General features: G+C 38.7%; 22 protein-coding genes. 16 read left to right on the forward strand and 6 right to left on the reverse strand.

Going from position 1 to position 21,359, the window contains the following annotated elements; translation table 11 throughout:
* Positions 1 to 43: 43 nt before the first annotated feature.
* On the forward strand, positions 44 to 3,616 hold the full coding sequence (locus tag CDZ88_RS06355) for a dynamin family protein (protein WP_100372746.1): 3,573 nt from the start codon (positions 44 to 46) through the stop codon (positions 3,614 to 3,616).
* Positions 3,617 to 3,694: 78 nt separating this feature from the next.
* On the opposite strand, the gene CDZ88_RS06360 is transcribed toward CDZ88_RS06355, so the two are convergent.
* Together CDZ88_RS06360 and recU are read right to left on the reverse strand one after the other, a co-directional pair.
* Positions 3,695 to 6,352, reverse strand: a complete 2,658-nt coding sequence (locus CDZ88_RS06360; protein ID WP_100372747.1) for a penicillin-binding protein 1A — start codon at positions 6,350 to 6,352, stop codon at positions 3,695 to 3,697.
* Between the two features lie 31 nt (positions 6,353 to 6,383).
* A complete protein-coding gene (gene recU, locus CDZ88_RS06365; protein ID WP_198507826.1) occupies positions 6,384 to 6,992 on the reverse strand; it encodes a Holliday junction resolvase RecU in 609 nt (202 codons plus the stop codon).
* Positions 6,993 to 7,152: 160 nt separating this feature from the next.
* Here recU and CDZ88_RS06370 point away from each other — a divergent pair, with 160 nt between their 5' ends.
* Complete coding sequence (locus tag CDZ88_RS06370; RefSeq protein WP_232718579.1) at positions 7,153 to 8,106, forward strand: DUF2515 family protein; 954 nt, start codon at positions 7,153 to 7,155, stop codon at positions 8,104 to 8,106.
* 60 nt (positions 8,107 to 8,166) lie between these two features.
* On the opposite strand, the gene CDZ88_RS17810 is transcribed toward CDZ88_RS06370, so the two are convergent.
* Positions 8,167 to 8,292, reverse strand: coding sequence for a hypothetical protein (locus CDZ88_RS17810; protein ID WP_269799249.1), 126 nt, complete (start codon positions 8,290 to 8,292; stop codon positions 8,167 to 8,169).
* A gap of 220 nt (positions 8,293 to 8,512) precedes the next feature.
* On the opposite strand from CDZ88_RS17810, the gene racA reads away from it, so the two are divergent.
* The 3 genes from racA to CDZ88_RS06385 are packed head-to-tail and all read left to right on the forward strand — an operon-like array spanning position 8,513 to position 10,358.
* A complete protein-coding gene (racA, locus tag CDZ88_RS06375; RefSeq protein ID WP_100372749.1) occupies positions 8,513 to 9,064 on the forward strand; it encodes a chromosome-anchoring protein RacA in 552 nt (183 codons plus the stop codon).
* A gap of 42 nt (positions 9,065 to 9,106) precedes the next feature.
* Positions 9,107 to 9,502, forward strand: a complete 396-nt coding sequence (locus tag CDZ88_RS06380) for a YppE family protein (protein ID WP_100372750.1) — start codon at positions 9,107 to 9,109, stop codon at positions 9,500 to 9,502.
* On the forward strand, positions 9,489 to 10,358 hold the full coding sequence (locus tag CDZ88_RS06385; RefSeq protein ID WP_100372751.1) for a sulfurtransferase: 870 nt from the start codon (positions 9,489 to 9,491) through the stop codon (positions 10,356 to 10,358). Before CDZ88_RS06380 ends, CDZ88_RS06385 begins: the two co-directional genes overlap by 14 nt.
* A 35-nt stretch (positions 10,359 to 10,393) precedes the next feature.
* Here the strand turns inward: CDZ88_RS06385 and CDZ88_RS06390 are convergent, their stop codons facing one another.
* Positions 10,394 to 11,005, reverse strand: a complete 612-nt coding sequence (locus CDZ88_RS06390) for a trimeric intracellular cation channel family protein (protein ID WP_100372752.1) — start codon at positions 11,003 to 11,005, stop codon at positions 10,394 to 10,396.
* 105 nt (positions 11,006 to 11,110) lie between these two features.
* Positions 11,111 to 11,314 (reverse strand): hypothetical protein, encoded by a 204-nt coding sequence (locus tag CDZ88_RS06395; protein ID WP_100372753.1) that lies wholly within the window; start codon positions 11,312 to 11,314, stop codon positions 11,111 to 11,113.
* Positions 11,315 to 11,598: 284 nt separating this feature from the next.
* On the opposite strand from CDZ88_RS06395, the gene ilvA reads away from it, so the two are divergent.
* From ilvA to CDZ88_RS06430, 7 genes are all read left to right on the forward strand, one after another.
* Positions 11,599 to 12,846, forward strand: a complete 1,248-nt coding sequence (ilvA, locus tag CDZ88_RS06400) for a threonine ammonia-lyase IlvA (RefSeq protein WP_100372754.1) — start codon at positions 11,599 to 11,601, stop codon at positions 12,844 to 12,846.
* A 70-nt stretch (positions 12,847 to 12,916) separates the two neighbouring features.
* The gene (locus CDZ88_RS06405; RefSeq protein WP_100372755.1) at positions 12,917 to 13,825 is read left to right on the forward strand and encodes a chemotaxis protein; all 909 of its coding nucleotides are present in this window, start codon (positions 12,917 to 12,919) and stop codon (positions 13,823 to 13,825) included.
* Positions 13,826 to 14,110: 285 nt separating this feature from the next.
* The gene (locus CDZ88_RS06410) at positions 14,111 to 14,743 is read left to right on the forward strand and encodes a YitT family protein (protein ID WP_100372756.1); all 633 of its coding nucleotides are present in this window, start codon (positions 14,111 to 14,113) and stop codon (positions 14,741 to 14,743) included.
* A 114-nt stretch (positions 14,744 to 14,857) separates the two neighbouring features.
* On the forward strand, positions 14,858 to 15,772 hold the full coding sequence (gene rnz / locus CDZ88_RS06415) for a ribonuclease Z (RefSeq protein WP_100372757.1): 915 nt from the start codon (positions 14,858 to 14,860) through the stop codon (positions 15,770 to 15,772).
* A gap of 67 nt (positions 15,773 to 15,839) precedes the next feature.
* Positions 15,840 to 16,100 carry a DUF2524 family protein gene (locus CDZ88_RS06420; RefSeq protein WP_100372758.1) on the forward strand — a complete coding sequence of 87 codons (261 nt, stop codon included), beginning with the start codon at positions 15,840 to 15,842 and terminating at the stop codon, positions 16,098 to 16,100.
* A gap of 85 nt (positions 16,101 to 16,185) precedes the next feature.
* A complete protein-coding gene (locus CDZ88_RS06425; RefSeq protein ID WP_100372759.1) occupies positions 16,186 to 16,527 on the forward strand; it encodes a thioredoxin family protein in 342 nt (113 codons plus the stop codon).
* A gap of 16 nt (positions 16,528 to 16,543) precedes the next feature.
* The gene (locus CDZ88_RS06430) at positions 16,544 to 16,981 is read left to right on the forward strand and encodes a BrxA/BrxB family bacilliredoxin (RefSeq protein WP_100372760.1); all 438 of its coding nucleotides are present in this window, start codon (positions 16,544 to 16,546) and stop codon (positions 16,979 to 16,981) included.
* A gap of 136 nt (positions 16,982 to 17,117) precedes the next feature.
* Here the strand turns inward: CDZ88_RS06430 and CDZ88_RS06435 are convergent, their stop codons facing one another.
* Positions 17,118 to 17,840, reverse strand: coding sequence for a metallophosphoesterase family protein (locus CDZ88_RS06435; RefSeq protein ID WP_100372761.1), 723 nt, complete (start codon positions 17,838 to 17,840; stop codon positions 17,118 to 17,120).
* A 181-nt stretch (positions 17,841 to 18,021) separates the two neighbouring features.
* On the opposite strand from CDZ88_RS06435, the gene CDZ88_RS06440 reads away from it, so the two are divergent.
* The 4 genes from CDZ88_RS06440 to CDZ88_RS06455 are packed head-to-tail and all read left to right on the forward strand — an operon-like array spanning position 18,022 to position 21,337.
* Positions 18,022 to 19,158: a conserved virulence factor C family protein gene (locus tag CDZ88_RS06440; protein ID WP_100372762.1), complete on the forward strand. Its 1,137-nt coding sequence runs from the start codon at positions 18,022 to 18,024 to the stop codon at positions 19,156 to 19,158.
* A gap of 9 nt (positions 19,159 to 19,167) precedes the next feature.
* Positions 19,168 to 19,377 (forward strand): hypothetical protein, encoded by a 210-nt coding sequence (locus CDZ88_RS06445; RefSeq protein ID WP_100372763.1) that lies wholly within the window; start codon positions 19,168 to 19,170, stop codon positions 19,375 to 19,377.
* Positions 19,378 to 19,398: 21 nt separating this feature from the next.
* Entirely contained in the window at positions 19,399 to 19,875 is a 477-nt protein-coding gene (locus CDZ88_RS06450) for a PH domain-containing protein (protein WP_100372764.1), read from the forward strand.
* A complete protein-coding gene (locus tag CDZ88_RS06455; RefSeq protein WP_198507827.1) occupies positions 19,868 to 21,337 on the forward strand; it encodes a PH domain-containing protein in 1,470 nt (489 codons plus the stop codon). The genes CDZ88_RS06450 and CDZ88_RS06455 overlap by 8 nt, the downstream gene beginning before the upstream one ends.
* Positions 21,338 to 21,359 lie beyond the last annotated feature (22 nt).

Consider the following 21,359-nt stretch of genomic DNA (forward strand, 5'->3'; position numbering starts at 1 on the left):
AATACATAAATAGTAAGGGATTTCACGAAGTGGGGGAAGTAAGATGAATGTTGATATTATGGATATGCCGTTAATAGAAAGTGAAAAACAACGAATGCAGATGATAAATGAAAAAGAAAAAAAACCAATCTTTGAAGTTGCTTTTTGTGGTCATTTTTCTGCGGGTAAATCAACCATCTTAAATGAGTTATTAGGGGCAGAAGTCTTACCGACAAGCCCGATTCCTACAAGTGCCAACATTATCGGAATAAAAAATGGTGAACTGGGTTTGTACGTAAAAAGAATGGATCAAACCGTAAAGGAATGGCATGGTGAAATTCCGTGGAACCGTGTGAGAGAATGGGGAATGAATGGTTCAGACATTTCACAAATGACGATTTTTGCACCACTGACTTTTATGAATCAATCCAGCGTCATTTATGATACACCTGGAGTCGATTCTACAGACCCAACTCATCAAGCAGTAACGATGGAAGCTCTGTACACAACAGACTTGATCGTCTATGTGATGGATTATAATCACATTCAGTCCGAAACAAATCTTTATTTCCTGAAACAATTATCTGATGAGAACAAACCTCTTTTTATTATCATTAATCAAGTCGATAAGCACGATGAATCAGAGTTGCCCTTTGCTGCATTTAAGCAATCTGTCATAGATGGGTTTCATGAATGGGGGATCACGCCTCTTGATTTGTATTTTACAAGTATGAAGCAGACTGATCACCCGCTCAATCAATTTGACGCATTTAAAACGAAAATTAAATCGATCCTCCATCATAGTGACGAGGTTATTCAATTATCAGCACTTCGGCTAAAAGAAAGCTTTTATTTAAGTGTGGCAAGAAGGCTTGAAGAGGAAAAGCAAGAAGCGATTCAAGATGTCTTAGAGAAACTAGAGGAAAAAGGGTTCGATAAAGAAGATTTAAAGCAAAAAGAACAAGTTCAGCAAAAACAACTTCATAATGAAATGGCTCATCAAAAGGTGACAGACACGTTCGAAGAAGAATGGATCAAACTGTCGAAAGATGTAACGATCTTCCCGTATGAGACAACAGAACTTGCGAGAGAATGGATTGCCTCGATGGACCCATCATTTAAAGTAGGGTTATTCTTTTCAAAGAAAAAAACAGAGGAAGAACAGACCGTAAGATTACGTAAGCTAATCTCTAGTACGCAAGATAAATTAAAGAGTCAGCTAGAATTCCATATTCATCGTTTATTTGAACAGATGGATAAATCCAATCTCTCAAATCAAGAAGAAGTCGAGAAAGCAATTTCTTCTGTGCACTTTACCATTCAACCGATTCATTTTACAAATGAGATTAGTGCAGGTCATCATGAACGTGATTATGTTTTTACATTCACAAAAGAGAGAACACAATTCTTTATTAAACAATTGCGAAAGCAAGCAGAGGCTGTTCTCGAACTTCATTTAGAAGGATTAGAAGAGCATTGGGAAGCTGTGCGAGTATCGTTAAATGCGCAATTAAATTATTATAAGGAAATTGAAACGTTTACAACACAAATCAAAGAGATAGAGGAAGCGTTCGACCATGAAAAGAGCGCTTATTACCATGAAGCTGCTCAATACAAGGACCAAGGTCACTTTGAAAGTGAATTAAATTCTATTGCAATAAAGTCGATTCCAATTGAAAAAGATAGCTCTGTTTTTGACCAAGTCACGTTACCGACAGAAAGCGTCATTGAGACGGAATGGGAATCAGATGAACAGGTAGCTCAATCAAGGCAGAAGTTTGATGAGGACGCAGCAAATCTTTGGTTAGGGGAAGTAAGGGAGCTCATTGAGAAAGAGCCGAGCCCCAAAGTGATCGAGCGGGAAAGAAAGCGTCTGTTAAGTCGAATCGATCGTTACAGCAAGCGGTCATTTATGATTTCTTTATTTGGCGCATTTAGTGCAGGAAAATCAAGCTTTGCTAATGCATTATTAGGTGAACAGATTTTACCCGTTTCTCCCCATCCAACAACGGCGACGGTCACGACGGTTAGGAGATCAACGACGAACCATCAGCATTTAAGTGTAGTCGTTGAGGTGAAGTCGAAAGAACAACTAGAACTTGAAATTAAATCTGTAGCGAAACAATTAGATGAGACATTGACACTTGAGGACTTAAAGAAATGGCGTCCATCCGAACAACTAAAAGCCACGAGCTGGCAAAGAACATATGTATCTTATTTGCTTACTTTAAAAGAAAGCTTGAAATCAACTGAATGGAAACTTGGTTGTGAGATGACCATTTCGCATGAAGAACTGGGAAATTATGTGGCCAATGAGGCGTATGCATGTCTTATCCATCACGTGACCATTTATTACGATTGCCCACTCACTTTAGAAGGAATCGTCCTTGTCGATACACCAGGGGTCAATTCTATTCATGGCCGCCATACGAATGTTGCTTTTACGCAATTACGCGAGTCAGATGCCATTTTTTATGTGACGTACTATAATCATGCTTTTTCTAAATCAGATCAACATTTTTTGACTCAAATTGGCAAAGTTAATGACCGGTTTAGTCATGATAAGCTCTACTTTATTTTAAATGCAGCTGATTTAGCATCGAGTGCTGCGGAGTTGAATGGCGTAAAAAAACATATTTATGATCAGCTATTAACTATTGGGATCAACGAACCACGTTTGTATCCTTTATCAAGTAAAAAAGGTTTAGTAGAAAAACAAAAAGGAACGTCAACTGATACGATGTTTGCAGAATTTGAAGCTGCTTTTTACTCGGAAACGATAGAGGAGTTAAAACAATTAAGTTTTACTCTTGTACAAGAGGAAGCTAAAACTTACACAGGTCAACTACAAGAAACGATTGCGATGGTTTATGCAGAAGATCATGAACGAGATAAAAAGTTAGCAAAAAGAAAAGAGCTCGTCGGTAAATGGAAGGACTGGGTTGGAAATGCGACTCCAGCGTCTGCTAAACGACGAACAGAGCAAGAAATCAATGAATTATTTTTATATTTACGTGAACGGGTTCAGTATGTGTTAAATGATCAGTTCATTCAATATATTAATGTGACGACTGTAACAGGTAAATCAAAAAAAGCGCAACAACAGTCATTTGTCGCAGCGGTAAAAGAATGGAGAAATAGAGGCAATCATTTTTTATCGCAAGAATTAGAAGCCACGTATCTTCGTATAGAGGCATCGATGCAAGAGGCACTTGTTCAATGGATGAAAGAAATTGAGCATACAATCAAAAAGGAATTAGCGACTTTTTATGTCGATATAGATGAGCTAGAAGTGACTTTTAAAGAGGAGAGAGAAGGGGATCTTCTTTCGATTAAACCTGAGGCATATCTCACTTATTTATCTTCACTCAGAGCTTTCTTTGAAGAAGGAGGATCTCGTCGCTTGAAAGACCAGCTTGTTGCAGATGGGACAGAACAAGCAAGAGATCATTTACTTCAATTGGAGAAAAACGTGATGGGAGAGAGTGAATCACTGCTAGAGTCATTAGAAGGGGAAATGAAGAAGCAAATTATTTGGGCGTTGGAACTTGAATTTGATCGTTTGAATGTATCTATGACTAACGAGGAACGTGAATTTATTGAACAAGAGTATCAATCGTTACAAGAAATGATCTAGATGGGTGAGAAGTCGACGATCGAAAGAAAAGACGCTAGGGTGAGCCCCTAACGTCTTTTTCATTTATAGAGAGGAAATTTAATCCTCATCTTCTCGAATGACACTGCTATTTGATTGTACTTCTTCATCTTCTTCAGGATCCTCATTACTCGGTGGATCTTCATCTGAATCAGAATCCCCTTGCTCGTCATCATTGTTTCCGTTGTTGCCATTTCCATTATTCCCGTTATTTCCATTGTTATTTCCGTTGTTAGGGTTATCTTCGTCGCTATCTGGTTCTTCTACTTCGATTTCCTCTTCTTCATCAGACTCAACTTCTTCAGTAGGATCAGGAATTTCTTCTTCCTCTTCTATCACTTCTTCTGTGATCGTCACTTCAGCAGAAGCGGGGTCACTACGGAGACTTGAGTTATCATTTGAGATCGCTGTTGCTCTAAATGTATACGTTGAACCAAGTTCGACACCTGATAAGATAAACTGCATGTCTCGACCTTGAGCGACCACTTGAGGGCTTGAACCGTTAACGCTCATCGTCAATTCGAATGTGACCGCATCACGAGCATTACTCGGATAGTCCCAACTAACAATGACTTGATCGGTATTATCATCGTATCCAGCGGTCATGCTTCTAGGAGCATCCAATCGAATAAATTCCTCAGAAACGCGAGTAGGTTCATTGCCGCGTACAAATAATTCTTCTACTATTTCACTTCTTGGTGTAAATTCACTTGGCAGTAAGCCGGTTGAACGCTCGACACCAATTCGTACTACAGAATTAGGCATCTGGAAATCAGCTGTTTCCACATCGCGAGAAACTTCCTCCATCACAGCTTTAAAGATCTCTTGTGATAGACGACGTTCTTCAGGAGATTGCAAATAATTATTCTCGTCGTTTAGTCTAAATCCTGACCAAACGGCAGCAGTATAATTCGTTGTATAGCCTGCAAACCAGACGTCAGGAACACCACCGTCAGGGATATTCAAGCTTTGACGAACGTCATCATCAAAGTTTGTTGTTCCTGTCTTACCGGCAACGGGGAGTCCAGGGATGTTCGCTCGAGTACCTGTTCCATCTGTCATGACACTTTTTAACATGTCCGTGATCATATAAGCGGTATAATCACTCATAGCCACTGTCGGCTCTGGAGAAGTGTTAATCTCTCTACCATCTGGAAAGACTACTTTTCTTACAACATGTGGCTGTGTATATGTACCGTTATTTCCAAACGCCGCATATGCACCAGCTAATTCCAAGGAGCTAATTCCTGTGTTGAAACCACCTAAACCGTATGATTCATGCATTGGGTCGGTGTCAATTGGAATACCTAGGCCTTGAGCAAACTGACTGGCACGCTCGACTCCAACTTCTTGCAATGCTTTAATCGCTGGAACATTTCGGGATTCAGCTAATGCCGCTCGCATCGACATCGGACCTTTGAACCTCCGATCAAAATTTCGGATCGGATCCCCCGTGTTATAGGATAGTTCTTCATCGACAATCACTCGACCTGTTGACCATTGCATATACTCAATGGCTGGACCGTAATCAATAATGGGTTTGACAGTTGAACCAGGTTGTCTATTGAATTCCGTGGCATAATTTGTACCACGCTGGATTCCGGTGTTTTCTAGACCGCTTCCAATTGCACGAATTTCACCAGTTTTTGTATCAACTAAAGTGACACCAGCTTGAAAGTCTTCATTATCAGGAAAATTTGTAATGTAATCATTTGTTTGCAGGACATTTTGCACATGTTGTTGTGCCTCGACATCAAGAGTCGTATATACCTTTAAACCCGAGTGATAGACGTCATTCATGCTAATCCCATCCATATTTTCTAACTCGGTAATCATTTGGTCATAAAACGCGGCGTATGGATAAGATTCACCGCGTGCTGTTAAATTTAATTGGTCTTCGATTGAGATGGCTTTTGCTTCTGCGGCTTCTTCGCTTGTAACCTTACCGTGTTGTTCCATAAGTGAGATGACAAGGTTCCGGCGACTTTCAGCAGCTTCAGGGTTTTTCGTTGGGTCATAAAAGCTTGGGCGTCTTGGAATACCAGCTAATAATGCAGCATCTGCTAAAGTTAACTCTCCTACAGACTTATTGAAGTAACTTTGTGAGGCCGCTTCAACACCCCAACCACCTGAACCTAAATAAATTTGATTGACATACATTTCAAGAATTTGTTCTTTAGAATAATGTTGCTCTAGCTTTACAGCTAAATACTGTTCTTGTACTTTTCTTGTTAATTGCTTTTGTTCGCTGAGAAAAAGGTTTTTTACAAGTTGTTGTGTAATCGTACTCGCACCCTCAGCTCCAAATCCATCTGTTACGTTTGCAGCAAGGGCTCCAAACATACGGCGCACGTCAATACCAAAGTGTTCATAAAAGCGAATATCTTCAACAGAAATAATGGCATCTTCTAACACTTGTGGGGCATCATGAATACTAATGTTGATTCTTCGTTCAGTGGAATCAAGCTGTGAGACAAACTCATCATCTTTATCATGTACAATTAATGCTTGAGGAAGTGCTAATCGTTCCTCATCGAGTGGAGGGGCACCTTGTATCATAACAAAGGCAGTTACTCCAACCGCAATGACAGCAAGGAATCCTAAGGCTATCAATGACAATAGTATTTTTTTAACTATCCCTTTTTTTGAAGGTTTTTGTTTTTGTGTTTTTTGACGTGCTTGACGACGACCAGCTCGTGTGTTTTGTTCTTCTGACATCGTAATCTTCCTTTCTTAACCCCGAATTTATTTAGGGGGCTAAATAGATCTTATCAATAATTGGTAAATAATCAATCCTTGGTTGATAACCTATTTTAATCTGATGCCCTAATGTTTCAACATCGGACTTTCGTATTGATTTCCTAGATTGATTCATATTTTCATAAAAATCAATGAGATAGGAAGCATCTAATAAGTATACTTCATCTGATATAGAAAAGCGCAGCAAGGCAAAACAGATACCTTTTTGTTTTAGTACAGCCTTCATATGCAAAATTTGGTGATCATGAAAATTTTTTAATGGAAAAGAAGTTTTATTTTTCGTTTCCTTCGCCTCAAAATCAACATAATATCCTTTGTAAACACCATTATAATCAGTTGTAGATGCTTGTTTAAAGTAGGCTTCTTTTATCACTGCAGCACTACGCTTAGGATAATTCACATCAACAATTTGGACCGGAGTAGGCTTTTTATGAATCACCGCTAATCCTCGCTCGATGTAGAATTCATTTGTTTGGTTTATGTCCTCCTCTAAAGTCATACCGCGATTACTGTACGTGATTTGATTTGATTTCTTTACGCTTTTTTTGCTTCTAGTTGAAGTTTTAAATCTTTTTCCATTCGGATAGCGAATCGTCACGCAGATCACACCCTTTTTTTTAACATCAACTTTTTTGCATGGAATGAGTGAATGGAAGGAAACTAATAAGTGAGATTCCATCACACAATCTTACCACAATAAACAAGGTAGTGGATACATTGTATTTTGAGAAGTATGTGACAAATGAGGGGGTGTGAACGTGAAAGATAACATGAATAAGGTACTAACAGATATACGTAATAAAACGATTAAGAATAATCGGGATAATATTTCACGAACGAAAGCTTATGAGGCGTTTTATACTAAGCATCCTGAAATTCGGTGGGCTCTACTTGCGGGGGTGGTCTCTAGAAATGCTGGATGGAATATGACAGATCTTGAAAGCATTTGGTATAAACAACTAGTTGAACAAGATGTTAGAGCGACGATTTTAGCCATGTATGAACGTGCTAATTGGATTATTTTTAATGATGCCTACCCTCAACTTCTCTTGTATGAATACGTAAAAAAGCATAATTTGTCCAACTTTGATCTACTGAAAATATTTAACGTTTCCTCTTTCATGCAAAAGGAGTGGAAGATATTTATTGACGAAAGAGATGAACTACGACTATGTACAGCCTTAATCATTAATGAACAGAATCTTTTAGAATCTGAAGTGATGAGCCACCCAATGTATAAGAAGGCGATTTTTTACACAGCTCGTTATCAATTAGAAGAACATGTTCATTTTAGTTACGTTCTTTTGCCTACCTTAAAAGGAAGTCTATATGGTCAATATGTTCGAAGATTTACAAATGTTAATGCAAGGATTGAACTAGGGAAACGCTTAGCTATGATTTTATTTCATCCTTCTGTTCATCACCAAATCATTGATTTTTTACGAAAAACGGAACCTACGGGCTCAAGGCGAGATTATGAACTTGTCTGTCAAATTGCATCGCAAAATACGAGTCCTATCTTAAGGTGGGTATATCCAGTTTTTAGGCATCATCCGAGCAAGGGAGATGATTGGAGTAATCGAAAAAAAGTAGACAAGCAACTATTTACTTCAGTTAATGAAACCGAACCAAAAGACATAAGAAGATGGGTTCATAAAAAAAGAGTGGAATTATATTGGTGTTATTACGTGGCAACATCTCTTCATATATAAGTGAACTAAAAAGACCGAAGTCGACAGGATCTGAGACTTCGGTCTAAATGTGTTCCATCATTATTCAGCTGGACGGTTTGGACCAGCTAGTTTCTTATCTCCTGTATACCCCGTTGTATTTGCTTCATTTTGTCTTGCTGCTTGGCGAGTTTCTTGATTTTTTTTATTTGATGTATTTTGTTTCATAATTATCCCTCCTTCATTGGTAGTATGTGAAGGAGTGGGTGGTCGCATGTACGAATAGGTTAAAAATCCAAGAAATTTCGTCATGAACTTCATTGATTTGTGAAAAATGTATGCTCTACACTTTCTTTGACGAAATGATCCTAGTTTTGTCACATAGGAGGAATCTCGTCATATCGATAGCGAAATAAGTGATCAGAAAACAAAACGGGAGGGACGTCAGATGGAAATGACAATGAAAACAAAAGAGGTGTCAGATCAGCTAGGAGTTAACCCGACAACGATTCAAAGGTGGATGAAATTTTTTGGGATCCGCTGTGAGACTAATGAACACGGTCATTATTTCTTTTCAATCGAACAAGTTGATGTGTTAAAAGCTATTCAGCAACAACTTCAAGAAGGGAAGAAAATGAGAGAGGTGGACCTAAGTGATCATGCAAACTTCCTGTCTCTCCCGTCACAGACTACCGAAAAAGTAGGACGTGTTCAAACTGTTGTCTATGAGGAAAAACTTGATCAAGTCATGAAACGAGTATCCGATCTCGAGTTCCAATTATCCCAAAAGGCCGATGAGGTGGTTAGTTATCAATTACTCAAGCATCGTTCTGAAATTGAAAACATGATGAAGCTCCTTCAAAAGCTTGAATCGAGAATTGATAAGATGGAAGAGAAAGTACAACACGATCGAAATGAATCATTAGTTGATCTCCCGTATGCAGCGAGAATGGAACCTAAACGCAAGTGGAAATCATTTAAACAGATCTTCTCCTTTTAAGCCGGTACATCATTTGCTATGATGAGACAGAGGTGAAGAATAATGGTCAATGAACAGAACCATCTAAGGACACTAACTAACGAGCTGCTTCAATTAAATGAGCACGCAGAGGATTATTACTTGAATCAGGTTCGAAAAGAAGGATATGAACCTGATTTTTTTGGTGTTGTGAAACCATTCGCCGATCAAGTAAAAGAATCAAGTGACAAATGGAAACCGTTGGCTGAGGAATTTGTTTTAAAGGTCAAGCCACGCCATTTGTACCCTATTCAAATTGGCCATACACACGACAATTTAGAAGTTGTGGCCATCAAGTCATTCTATCCAAAAACAGGTTTGAAAAAACAAGTGGAGACGTTCAAGTCTGTTCGCTTTGTATTAGAACAACTAATTAAAGGATTAAATGAAGAGGAAGAAATAAACAATGAACTCAATTAATCAACGATCAACATTGGTCTCGGTGAACGAGCTGTATACCATGCTGAATACGGTAGAATCAGTTTGTCTGGTTGATTGCCGTTTTAAACTAGGTGATCCTAACGATGGACGAAAACGCTATTTGAAAAATCACATTCGGGATGCTGTTTATCTTGATCTTGAAACCGATCTTTCGGGGCAAATTAAAGAACACGGTGGCAGGCACCCATTACCTGATGTTAGGACATTTGTTCAAACGTTAGGTCATCTTGGCATAAATGAGTCGACAACAGTCATCGCTTATGATGATGAAGGGGGAGCATTTGCTTCAAGGCTTTGGTGGTTAATGAAGTTTGTAGGCCATACAAAGGTGCACGTATTAAATGGTGGGTATTCAGAATGGACGAATCGTCAAATGCCGATAAATGACGTTACGCCAGAAAGAGAAAAGAAAGTCTATCAGGCCAATATTCAACCTGACATGCTTGCTACAAAGGAAGATGTATTAAACGTCGTCCATAGCGGTGGAGCAACATTATTAGACTCTAGAGAAGAAAAGCGTTACAAAGGGATTGAAGAACCTATTGACAAAGTAGCAGGAAGAATCCCGGGTGCTAAGCATTTGTATTGGGGTGACAATCTAACTCGTGATGGATTATGGATAACAGAAGACCTCCAGAGATCTCGACTGAATTATTTAGACAAAGACGACAAATTTATCATCTATTGCGGTTCTGGAGTGACTGCTTGTCCGAATATTTTAGCGTTACAAAGTGTTGGCTTTAAGCAAGTGAAATTATATGCAGGAAGCTGGAGTGATTGGATTACATATCCAGACACAATGTATGAAACAAATAAAGACGACTTGCAATCATAAATGCAAGTCGTCTCTTTTTAAGGAATAGGGAGATATTATGTCGATAATTGCTCTATTTTACGGTGTGGTAATTGCCAACGATAATGCACAGAAAGCATGCGCAAGACAACCATCACAGTAAATAAAGTCCATAAGCCAACGGTTCCACTAACTATGTTTAACCCAATTGCAAAACCAGCAAGCATTGTCCAGCCAATATAAATTTCTTTTCGTAAAAATAGTGGTTTTCGACCGGCGAGAACATCTCTGATCATTCCGCCACCTGTTCCGGTTAAAGCTGCAGCTACCAAAACGGCACTAAGTGGATGACCCATTTCTGTGGCATATAACGCTCCTTGAATGGCAAAGGCAGCTAGACCCATGGCATCAAATAGGATTCCGAATCTTAACCAGCGATTAATCCAAAGCGCAGGAAATAAGAAGGCGATGGTCATAACAATGATAGCAATTGTAAACAGCGTACCTTGATCCCAAAGAGCAGAGACAGGAACACCAATCAGTAAATTTCGAATCGCCCCTCCACCAAATGCAGTGACAAGTCCTAATATATAGACGCCCATTAGGTCATAATCTTCTTCCATGGCTACGATGACTCCACTTAATGCAAAGGCAACGGTACCTATGACATTTAATATATCCCAAGTCATCACGTCGTCTCCTTTTATGTTTGATCATGGTGTGTAAAACAAAAAGCAAGGGTCCAACTTAACAAGTGTTAAGTTAAACCCTATAATGTACATATGCTTAACAAATTAGCCATTATCTCGGAACGACAAAAGTACCATTAAAGCAAGTGTAGCAAATGATAATACAGTTAAAACTCCAGTGATAAGGCCAGATGGCTCTGCGTGAGCAGCCTCTTCTGCAGCTCCGCCAGCAGCAGCTAAAATTGCTTGAGCTCCAAAAAAGAATGATGTCAGTAAAATAGCTGTCATAAGTGATAGTTTTTTAAACATGAACGACCCTCCTATTCATTAACCTTGCATCGATCTTATGTATGACGATTTTGTCATACTCATCTTCGTCCATTTCATTATAGTGTTGGAAAATGAATTAATCAATACGCAATCGCTTTCGAAACCACTAAGAATCCTAATTAATCGCATAACATCGTATAACCGAACTAGATAGGGGTTCGCAAATTTTCAAGCATATGATAAGATAATAAGGATAAATACATAAACAATGCTTAACTTATATGAAGGAAAAGGAAAACGATAGTAAACGAGGAGATTATTGAATGGCAACCTTACATATTGAAGATATCATCATTGCTAACCAACGTTTAAAAGATGTTGTAACACACACACCATTGCAAAAAAACCAAGTACTCTCTGAGCGTTATGATTGTAATGTTTACTTGAAACGAGAAGATTTACAAGTGGTAAGATCCTTTAAAATCCGCGGAGCTTTTCATCAAATTGCTAGTCATACAAAAGAGGAATTAAATAACGGGGTAGTCTGTGCTAGTGCAGGGAATCACGCTCAAGGTGTTGCCTATTCTTGTTATACACTACAAATTCCAGGTAAGATCTTCATGCCATCAACAACGCCACGTCAAAAAGTAGACCAAGTACGCTTTTTTGGTAAAGATGTTGTAGAAGTCGTGTTAACAGGTGATACATTTGATGACTCTTTTACGGAGGCTATGAAGTATAGTCAAGAGCATAACATGGCTTTTATACATCCATTTGACCAAGAGAAGATTGTAGCAGGTCAAGGTACTGTAGGTATTGAAATTATGAATGACATTGAAGAAAATATTGATTACTTATTTGCATCGATTGGCGGAGGCGGATTAATTAGCGGGATTGGTACGTATATAAAAAGCATTAGTCCAAGGACAAAGTTGATTGGTTGTGAGCCAGAAGGTGCCCCGGCGATGAAAGTATCGTTAGAAAAAGGTGAAGTGGTAGAGCTTGAGAAGATAGATAAGTTTGTTGATGGGGCAGCCGTAAAAAAAGTCGGCGATTTGCCATTTGAGATTTGTCAAAAGGTAGTCGATGATATTGTGCTTGTACCTGAGGGGAAAATTTGTACGACAATTCTAGAACTGTATAATCAAAATGCAATTGTAGCGGAACCAGCTGGAGCGATGCCGATTTCAGCCCTTGATTTTTATAAAGATGAGATCAAAGGTAAAACAGTCGTTTGTGTCGTAAGTGGAGGAAATAATGATATTGGACGGATGCAGGAAATGAGAGAACGTTCACTAATTTATGAAGGCTTACAGCATTATTTTATTGTAGAATTCCCACAACGTGCAGGTGCTTTGCGCGAATTTATCTCTGACGTGTTAGGTCCGGATGATGATATTACACGTTTTGAGTATGCAAAGAAAAACAACAAAGCTAACGGTCCAGTCTTAATTGGAATCGAGTTAAAATGCGATGAAGACTATCATAAACTTGTTGATCGTTTAAGGAAAAAAGGCTTTGGTTATCAGGAAATCAATAAAAATGAAAGCTTATTTAATTTATTGATCTAATTCATCTTGCTCGTCTATTTTCAGACGAGCATTATTTTGCACGTATTATAGTACATAAGGAGTGTGTACATTGGCGGTTAACGAGGATGCGATCTTACTCGATTCAGGGACTAATGAGCTAGAGGTCATTGTTTTTAATGTAAGTAGTGGTACGTATGGTATTAATGTCATGAAGGTTAGAGAAATTATTCAAACACAAGCTGTAACGCCTATTCCTAATAGTCATCCTCATATTGAGGGGATGATTCGACTTCGTGATGAAGTATTGACGGTTGTGAACTTGATGGAAGTGCTTGGTTGTCCGCAATCAGTTGACCATTCACAAGATAAATTTATTGTTTCGGAGTTAAATAAGCTCAAAGTTGCTTTTCGTGTAAGTGGTGTTTCGCGTATTCACCGTATATCATGGAAACAAATTGAAAAGCCAACGGAGTTATCTCAGGGGTTACAAAGTGCTACAACAGGTGTTATTAAATTAGATGAACAGATGATTTTATTATTAGACTTCGAAAAAATTGTTGTTGATATTAACCCAACTAAAGGGATCAATATTGAGCAAGTCCGTAAGTTAGGAAAACGAGAGCGAAACACGAAGAAGATCGTAGTGGCAGAAGATTCAGCAATGTTGCGAAAGTTGATTCATCAAACTCTAACTGAGGCAGGTTATGAACAAATTACGTTTTTTGAAAATGGTAAAGAAGCGTGGGATTATCTCAATTTTGTTTATGAATCGGAAGATCTTTCTCTAGAAGAGGAGTTCCAATTATTAATTACGGATTTAGAAATGCCGAAAATGGACGGTCTGCATTTAACGAAAAGAATCAAAGAAACAGATGAATTTAAACATATTCCTGTCATTATTTTTTCTTCACTAATTACTGACGACCTTTATCATAAAGGAATTGCAGTAGGTGCTGACAAGCAAATCAGTAAGCCTGAAATTGTAAAGTTGATTGAAGAAATTGATCTTATGATCTAAATAATTGACCATCTATCTTAATAGGTAGATGGTCTTTATTTATTGAATAAAACATGTATAAAATAGAAGGGGAATCTAAGTCTATATATAATATTATGTTGTTTTTCTGATAATTCCGATGAATAAAAATTCTATCTTATGCATTGACGAAGGGAGTTTCTTGCCTTACTGTTAATTTATATGTTTTCCAAAAATGTGAAGTAGTGAGTTAAGAAAGTCTCAATTCATTAGATACATATCATTAGATACATACATAAAGATTGGAATTTGAGGAGATGAGTGTAAGTGGATCGATTTAAAATAATGGCTTCAGTATTAGTTGGACTAATTCTGACCTCGTTAGGTTTGCGTCTTTTGGCGATGCACGACTTAACGTTTGGTGGAACGGCGGGACTGGCGACCGTACTGACATATTTGAGTCCGTGGTCGTGGGGAATCTTGTTTTTTCTTGTGAATTTACCGTTTTTCATTATCTCATGGACGAAACTTGGTAAATGGTTTACGTTTTCTAGTTTGTTATCGATTACAGCTATTTCCGTTATTCGTGATTTGCTAGATGTAATGCCGTTTGTGAGCTTGCCTTTGTGGCTTGCTACCGCTCTTGCGGGTTTGTTTATTGGTTTTGGTGTGACCCTGGTACTTAATAACGGGTCATCACTTGGCGGCATACATATTCTTGCTTTATATATAGACCAAAAATGGGGAATTAACCGTGGGCTAACCATCTTCGTTAGTGACTTCTTAATTATTTTATTCGCTGCTTTATTAGTTGGTTGGTCCGAAGCACTTTTATCCGTGTTCGTGATCTTTGTTGCTAGCACAATCATTGGTCGTTACAAAAAATCACCCATTCCACAGCAAGCAGAGTCAGTCGAGAAAAGTTACAACGCACTACCTGACAAAGTTGTTCATTCTTAACAAAAACACGAACAATCTTAGATTGTTCGTGTTTTTTGAATTGTACAGACTTTCTAAAAAGAAGTTGTAAATGCTATACTTATTTATAATTGCAAAAATGCTTGGAGGTACGCTATGGAGTTTCATTTTTTAGGGACAGGGTCAGGAGTTCCTGCTATTGAACGGAATGTCAGTGCGATGGCGATACGTTTTTTACAACAAAAAGGGACTCAATGGTTGTTTGACTGTGGTGAAGCGACGCAGCATCAATTGCTACGTTCGCCAATTACCATGTCTAAAATAGATCGAATATTTATCACTCATCTTCATGGTGATCACATTTTTGGGTTGCCAGGCTTATTAGGGTCAAGGTCTTTTCAAGGAGCACAAACATCATTAAAAGTGTATGGACCTAAAGGTCTTAAAAACTATATTGAAGCATCACTTTCTGTTTCACGGACGCATTTGCGTTATGATTATCAAGTCATTGAAGTAGAAGAAGGATGTTTGTTTGAAACAAATGATGTTACTGTACATGCGATGGAACTTGATCATGTTATGCCATCCTATGCATATAAAATTATCGAAAAAGATAAACCTGGGACATTAAATGTGGAAAAATTGCAATCTTTAGAGATACCTAAAGGTCCAATTTATCAGCGCATTAAAGCAGGAGAAGTAATAGAACTTGAAAATGGTGTAATCATAAATGGTCAAAATTTTCTTGGGCCGTCTCAAAAAGGACGTACGATCGTCGTTGCGGGGGACACCAGACCAGTAAGAAAACTGGTTGATTTTGCTAAACATGCAACGTTACTGATTCACGAAGCAACTTTTCGCTCTGATAAAGCCTCACATGCCGAACAATTTGGACATAGTACAATTGAAGGGGCAACTGCAATTGCAAGAGCAGCCGAGGTTGATCATTTAGTATTAACGCACATTAGTTCGCGCTATACTGGGGAAGAAGAAGAGTTCTTAAAAGAGGCGAGACACTATTTTCAACCTGTTGACATTGCCGCGGATCTCATGGTCTTCACTCTCAAATAATGAATATTAATTAATGCTTTGACACATAGTAACATCGTTTAGTACTTCATGTTGAGGAGGATGAACGATGGCAAACCGAGATCAATTAGACATGTGTTTAGAAAAAGCGGAAGCAACCTTAATGGCTGCGCAAAAGGTATTTGATGATTCTCGTCGAGTACAACCAGGGACCGAAGAAGAGTACACCAATGCACAGCTAATGTTAGAGGAAATGGGTGAAGAATTAGATGATCTATTGCGAGCAGCGACTCCACAGCAAAGAGATCAACTTAACCGCAAGCAACAACAACTTCGACAACTGCAAAATCATATGATTATTAAACAGTAACTACTTGAAGGGCCACAGATGTGGCTCTTTTTCGTGCGTAATGTTGGTAAATTTGCTACAATGATAGGGGATAGGAGTGAATGTAATGAAGGCGATTGAAGAATATGAATTACACCTTTTGCTTGAACAACGAGAAAAGACCCACTTTGTATTCATTTCAACTCCGCTATGCGGAACATGCAAGCTTGCAGCGAAGATGCTAACTGTGATGGAAGCATCGATTCCAAATTTGTCGATTTTTGAGTTAAATGTAAATCAAGCTAAAAGCTTTGCTCAAACGTGGAGAATACATAGTGTGCCTGCTTTGCTGGTATTCAGAAAAGGGTTAGGTGTAGAAAGAATTTATGCTTTTCACTCCGTTTCGTACTTATATGACATACTAACACCATATGTATCGCTTGGGGGCTTACATAAATCTAACGAGTAAAAAGGGGATAAAAGTCATGTCTATGCATTATGAAGATTACATGAGACAAGTTGTTATGCCGATGAGAGCAGAATTAACTGAATCAGGGTTTACTGAACTGACAACAAAAGAAGAAGTCGATACATACATGGAGGAAGCAACTGGAACGACTCTTGTTGTTATTAACTCCGTATGCGGCTGTGCTGCAGGGCTTGCGCGTCCAGCGGCGGTAACATCTCTTGCGCATGATCACAAGCCAGATCATCTTGTGACGGTGTTTGCAGGACAAGATAAAGAAGCGACACAAACGATGCGTGGCTACTTTGCAGATATTCCACCTTCTTCACCATCGATGGCTATTTTAAAAGGAAAGGAAGTTGTTCATTTCATTCCGCGTGAGCAAATTGAAGGAGCGACTCCTGAATCAATCATTCGTAACTTAGCAATGGCTTATAATGAACATTGTCAGTCATAATCAGTACAAAAGCCTCCTTACCTAAAATGATAGGCAGGAGGCTTCTTTTTATTTATGAAGGTGAACGGAAAAATAATGTGATCTCAAGAGTGAAATTCGATGATCGTCTTCCCGTTTTGTCTTACTTTATTAATCGTTATGGCTTTACACCGTAAAAGACAACTCTCCCCATCGTTTCAATATTAGGGTATCCCCCTTGGTGATATAGTTCAACGACATGTTCTCGATTATAGGCAACTCGTTGAATTTGAAACGAATGACGGCTTTCTTCAAGATCAGAAATAATGTACGATGCTAACGGGTGTCCGTCAAATGGCAGGCCGATACTTCCAGGGTTAATGACATTCTTTCCGTGGAATGAACGGACAAATGGAAGATGGATATGACCATAAGCATAGACGTCAGCTTCATCTCTTTGCATTAATTGGTGTTCAATTTTTTCTGTCTCATCTGGGAGAACGTTTTCAAAAAGACTTGTAGGTGTGGCGTGAAAAGCATGAATGAGTTGGTCTTGACCTCGATCAACTAATGCTTCAGTTGGTAAATTCTCTAAGTATTGAAGGTCATCGTCAGTTAGACGTTTTAACGTCCAATCACGTTCTCTGTTCAGCATATCAACGGCTTGAGTCGGAACCTCACCCTCATTAAAACCGCGAACGAGCCACTCGTCAGCATTTCCTTTAATAACTGTCGCATCAAGAGATCGGATCAAATCCAGGCATCGTTTAGGTTCAGGCCCTCTAAAGGAAAGGTCGCCAAGAACGACAATGTGATCAACTTCTCGTTTGTTAATATCATTAATGACTGCTTCAAGTGCTGTGGCATTACCATGAATATCGGAAATAAAAGCAAATCGCATCAGTGAAACCTCCTTTTACTAGTAGTATAACAGAGGGAAGGAATGTTTTAATAGGATAATTGTGTTAAAACTATACAATAACTGTACATACTGGGTTCAACTAAGGTGCTATTGGTGGAAACGACCGGGTGGCTATGATAAGATTTAGGACAGATAAACTTAAAATGGGAGGACGACAAAGATGAAAATTCTATCGATTGAACCAACACCAAGTCCGAACACAATGAAGCTAACATTAAGTGAAAGCTTAGGGCAAAGTGCAAGAAATAGTTATTCAGAAAAAAATAAACAAGAAGCACCTGCATATGTTCAAGAACTTTTTGAGATTGAAGGGGTAAAAGGAGTCTATCATGTAGCTGATTTCTTAGCCATTGACCGTCACCCTAAAGTGGATTGGAAAGTGATCTTGCCAAAAGTCAGACATGTATTTGGCGAAGAGGCAGAAACTGTATCAGAAGCTGAAAACAAAGTCCAAGATCATTTCGGTGAAGTGTATGTTCATGTACAAATGTTCAAAGGAATCCCGATGCAAGTGAAATTAACAAATGGGGAAGCAGAAAAAAGAGCAGGGCTTCCTGAACGATTTACAGAGGCAATTTCCAAAGCTCAAAAACCAGATGACAATGTGGTTATGGAGAGGAAATGGGTTGAACAAGGTGTTCGTTACGGAGAGCTCGATGAAGTGGCCAAAGAAGTGGCTGAAGAGTTATCAGCTGCCTTTACTAAGGATCGTTTAACAGAGTTGGTCGATATAGCGAATGGAACTTCGACGAAAGAGGAAAAGCAGATAAGTTCAGATCGATTCATTCAAGTGACGGAAGAAATGCTTCAAGTGGAAGATTGGCGCGAACGTTATGCTTTGCTAGAAAGAATGGATCCTAAAGTTGAGGACATTCGCGTTTTACGGCGTGCACTTGAAGATGAAAAAGCATCGATCCGTCGTCTTGCTACTGTGTATTTAGGAATGATTGAACAACCAGTGGTCTTGCCACTATTGTACAAAGCATTAAACGATTCCTCGGTTACGGTGAGACGAACTGCAGGTGATTGTTTGTCTGATATTGGTGATAAAGATGCGATCCCGGCTATGACAGAAGCATTATCAGATAAAAATAAATTAGTAAGATGGCGTGCAGCGATGTTTTTATATGAAGTCGGAGATACAACGAGTCTCAATGCACTAAAAAAAGCAGAGTCTGACCCTGAGTTTGAAGTCGCAATGCAAGTAAAAATGGCGATTGAGCGAATCGAAGGCGGGGAAGAGGCGAAAGGTTCAGTATGGAAGCAAATGACTGAATCGATTTCTAAAAAAGATTAGGGGGATACTATGGACAAGTCAACGATTATGTCTGAGTTAAAAACTCGTCAAATGGAAGACATCATTGAGTTAATAGAAGATGCGGAAAGAGGGCATCTAGAGGAACTTGAATTAGTGAAATCTGTGGGGCTTTTATATGATAAAGCATTAAACGAAGCCATTATTTCATTGTTAGAAGATAACGGTGTGAAGATCATCTATTTATCAGATGAAGAATAGTGGACTAAAGGAGGGGTGATTGTGCGAAGTGAACCTTCCACCTTGTTACCCGAGAAGGCCCGTTCGGTTTGGAGACTACAAGCATTCTTTGAAAGCTTGCTTGTAGCTCTTCTTCCGATCATTTACGGTGTTTTGCTTTATTTTTTTGAATGGCCGTTATGGATTCTTTTTGTCCTGATCGGATTTTATTTTTTCGTTATAACATTTACGATTATTATTTTGCCGCCACTTAGGTGGAAACGATGGAAATATGAAGTATCGGAGCGTGAAATTGAACTTCAATTTGGCGTGTTGATCGTTAAGCGTCAATTAATTCCGATGACAAGGCTACAACATGTTGATACAGAGCAAGGGCCGTTGTTACGAAAGTATAAAATGGCTGATGTGACGATAACGACTGCAGCGACAAGTCATCGCATTCCAACATTATCACTCGAAGTAGCAGATGAGTTACGTGATCGCATAGGAGCACTTGCGGCGGTGGCGCATGATGAGTGAGTTTAAGAGACTTCATCCAGCAAGTATACTGTTTACATTTTTACAAGGCTTAAGAAGCATTTTACTCCCATTGATTGTCACATTATTTTTTAGTAATCGAGCAAGCGAGCAACTCATCCCTTTTCATTACATATGGTTAGGTTTTATTTTTCTTTTTATGGTATCGAGTGTGCTGTCTTACTATTTCTTTCGCTATCAGTTAGTTGGGGATCAATTGTATGTTCAAAAAGGTGTTTTTATTAAAAGAAAACGCTACATTCAACGTAAGCGGGTGCAAAGTATTGATTTATCAGAAGGTGTGTTGCAACGACTATTTGGTCTTGTCAAACTTTCTGTGGAAACAGCGGGAAGTGGAAGTGAACCAGAGATTCAGTTAAATGCGATCACCAAAAGTGAAGCGATCTTAATTCGTGATTCATTAAAAAAGGATGCAGAGCAACTTCCAACGGAACTTCATGAAGCAGAGAATGAGAATGAGCAACGTGCAGAATTTGATAAAGGTCGAGACCAGTTAAAAGTTGACCACAAATGGGTTCTTTCTAAGCATCATTTGATGATTGCAGCATTAACTTCAAGTGGTATTGGGTTAACGATTTCAGCTGTAGGCGCGCTATTTACTCAAATACAAGAATTTCTTCCTAATTGGCTCTTTGAGGAGACATTTGGATTTTTGGTTGGTTCTGGTGTGCTGTTCATTTTAATTCTCGCAACGATTGTTCTTTTTATTTCGTGGCTCATATCGATTTCAAGCACAATATTAAAGTATGGGAATTTCACCATTGAAAAACGTGAAAATGAATTTATTATTCAGCGTGGATTATTAGAGAAAAGACAGCTAACGATTCGAGAAGAACGAATTACTGCTGTAAGAATTGTCTCCAATATTTTTAGGCAACCATTTGGTTTTACATCTGTTTATGTAGAAAGTGCTGGAGGGGGTACAGGTGGAGAAGAGGGGTCTACACTCTTCCTTCCCTTAGTTAGAAAAAGTGAACTTCCATCTATCTTATCGGAATTACTTCCGGAATATGCGGATGAATATCGTTTACAAACGATTCCAAAACGCGCTATTTTTCGCTACCTGCGTAGAGCAACTTGGGTTCCGATAACCATCACTGCGGTCGGGTTTTACTATGTTCCACAATATGCTTTAATCGGATTTATTTTTATAGGAATCATGCTCTTATTAGGGTATGGTCAATATGTTGATGCGGCTACTAGCTATGATGAGAAGAAGATATATATGCGGTTTAGACGAATCAGTCAAGTGATCGTTATTTCTAAACACTCTAAAGTTCAGTCAGTTGAAAGGCAAGTCAATTTTTTTCAAAAGCGTAAGCAACTATCCTCAATGAAATTTTCTGTTCAGTCTAGTTTTAGTTATGTTCAGTTTCAAGTCGATGATGTATCAATACACGAGGCTGATCGAATTTTACATTGGTATTCAACTAAAAACCAGTAGATAACTCATACCGAGTAAGGTC

The organism is Bacillus sp. FJAT-45037 (assembly GCF_002797325.1).
Lineage (GTDB): Bacteria > Bacillota > Bacilli > Bacillales > Bacillaceae_D > Alkalihalophilus.

Excerpts from the sequence above, each read along its gene's own strand:
- CDZ88_RS06355 (WP_100372746.1), top strand. The coding sequence starts at position 44 with ATGAATGTTGATATTATGGATATGCCGTTAATAGAAAGTGAAAAACAA.
- CDZ88_RS06360 (WP_100372747.1), bottom strand. The coding sequence starts at position 6,352 with ATGTCAGAAGAACAAAACACACGAGCTGGTCGTCGTCAAGCACGTCAA.
- CDZ88_RS17810 (WP_269799249.1), bottom strand. The coding sequence starts at position 8,292 with ATGAAACAAAATACATCAAATAAAAAAAATCAAGAAACTCGCCAAGCA.
- racA (WP_100372749.1), top strand. The coding sequence starts at position 8,513 with ATGGAAATGACAATGAAAACAAAAGAGGTGTCAGATCAGCTAGGAGTT.
- CDZ88_RS06380 (WP_100372750.1), top strand. The coding sequence starts at position 9,107 with ATGGTCAATGAACAGAACCATCTAAGGACACTAACTAACGAGCTGCTT.
- CDZ88_RS06385 (WP_100372751.1), top strand. The coding sequence starts at position 9,489 with ATGAACTCAATTAATCAACGATCAACATTGGTCTCGGTGAACGAGCTG.
- CDZ88_RS06390 (WP_100372752.1), bottom strand. The coding sequence starts at position 11,005 with ATGACTTGGGATATATTAAATGTCATAGGTACCGTTGCCTTTGCATTA.
- CDZ88_RS06395 (WP_100372753.1), bottom strand. The coding sequence starts at position 11,314 with ATGTTTAAAAAACTATCACTTATGACAGCTATTTTACTGACATCATTC.
- ilvA (WP_100372754.1), top strand. The coding sequence starts at position 11,599 with ATGGCAACCTTACATATTGAAGATATCATCATTGCTAACCAACGTTTA.
- rnz (WP_100372757.1), top strand. The coding sequence starts at position 14,858 with ATGGAGTTTCATTTTTTAGGGACAGGGTCAGGAGTTCCTGCTATTGAA.
- CDZ88_RS06420 (WP_100372758.1), top strand. The coding sequence starts at position 15,840 with ATGGCAAACCGAGATCAATTAGACATGTGTTTAGAAAAAGCGGAAGCA.
- CDZ88_RS06425 (WP_100372759.1), top strand. The coding sequence starts at position 16,186 with ATGAAGGCGATTGAAGAATATGAATTACACCTTTTGCTTGAACAACGA.
- CDZ88_RS06430 (WP_100372760.1), top strand. The coding sequence starts at position 16,544 with ATGTCTATGCATTATGAAGATTACATGAGACAAGTTGTTATGCCGATG.
- CDZ88_RS06435 (WP_100372761.1), bottom strand. The coding sequence starts at position 17,840 with ATGCGATTTGCTTTTATTTCCGATATTCATGGTAATGCCACAGCACTT.
- CDZ88_RS06440 (WP_100372762.1), top strand. The coding sequence starts at position 18,022 with ATGAAAATTCTATCGATTGAACCAACACCAAGTCCGAACACAATGAAG.
- CDZ88_RS06445 (WP_100372763.1), top strand. The coding sequence starts at position 19,168 with ATGGACAAGTCAACGATTATGTCTGAGTTAAAAACTCGTCAAATGGAA.
- CDZ88_RS06455 (WP_198507827.1), top strand. The coding sequence starts at position 19,868 with ATGAGTGAGTTTAAGAGACTTCATCCAGCAAGTATACTGTTTACATTT.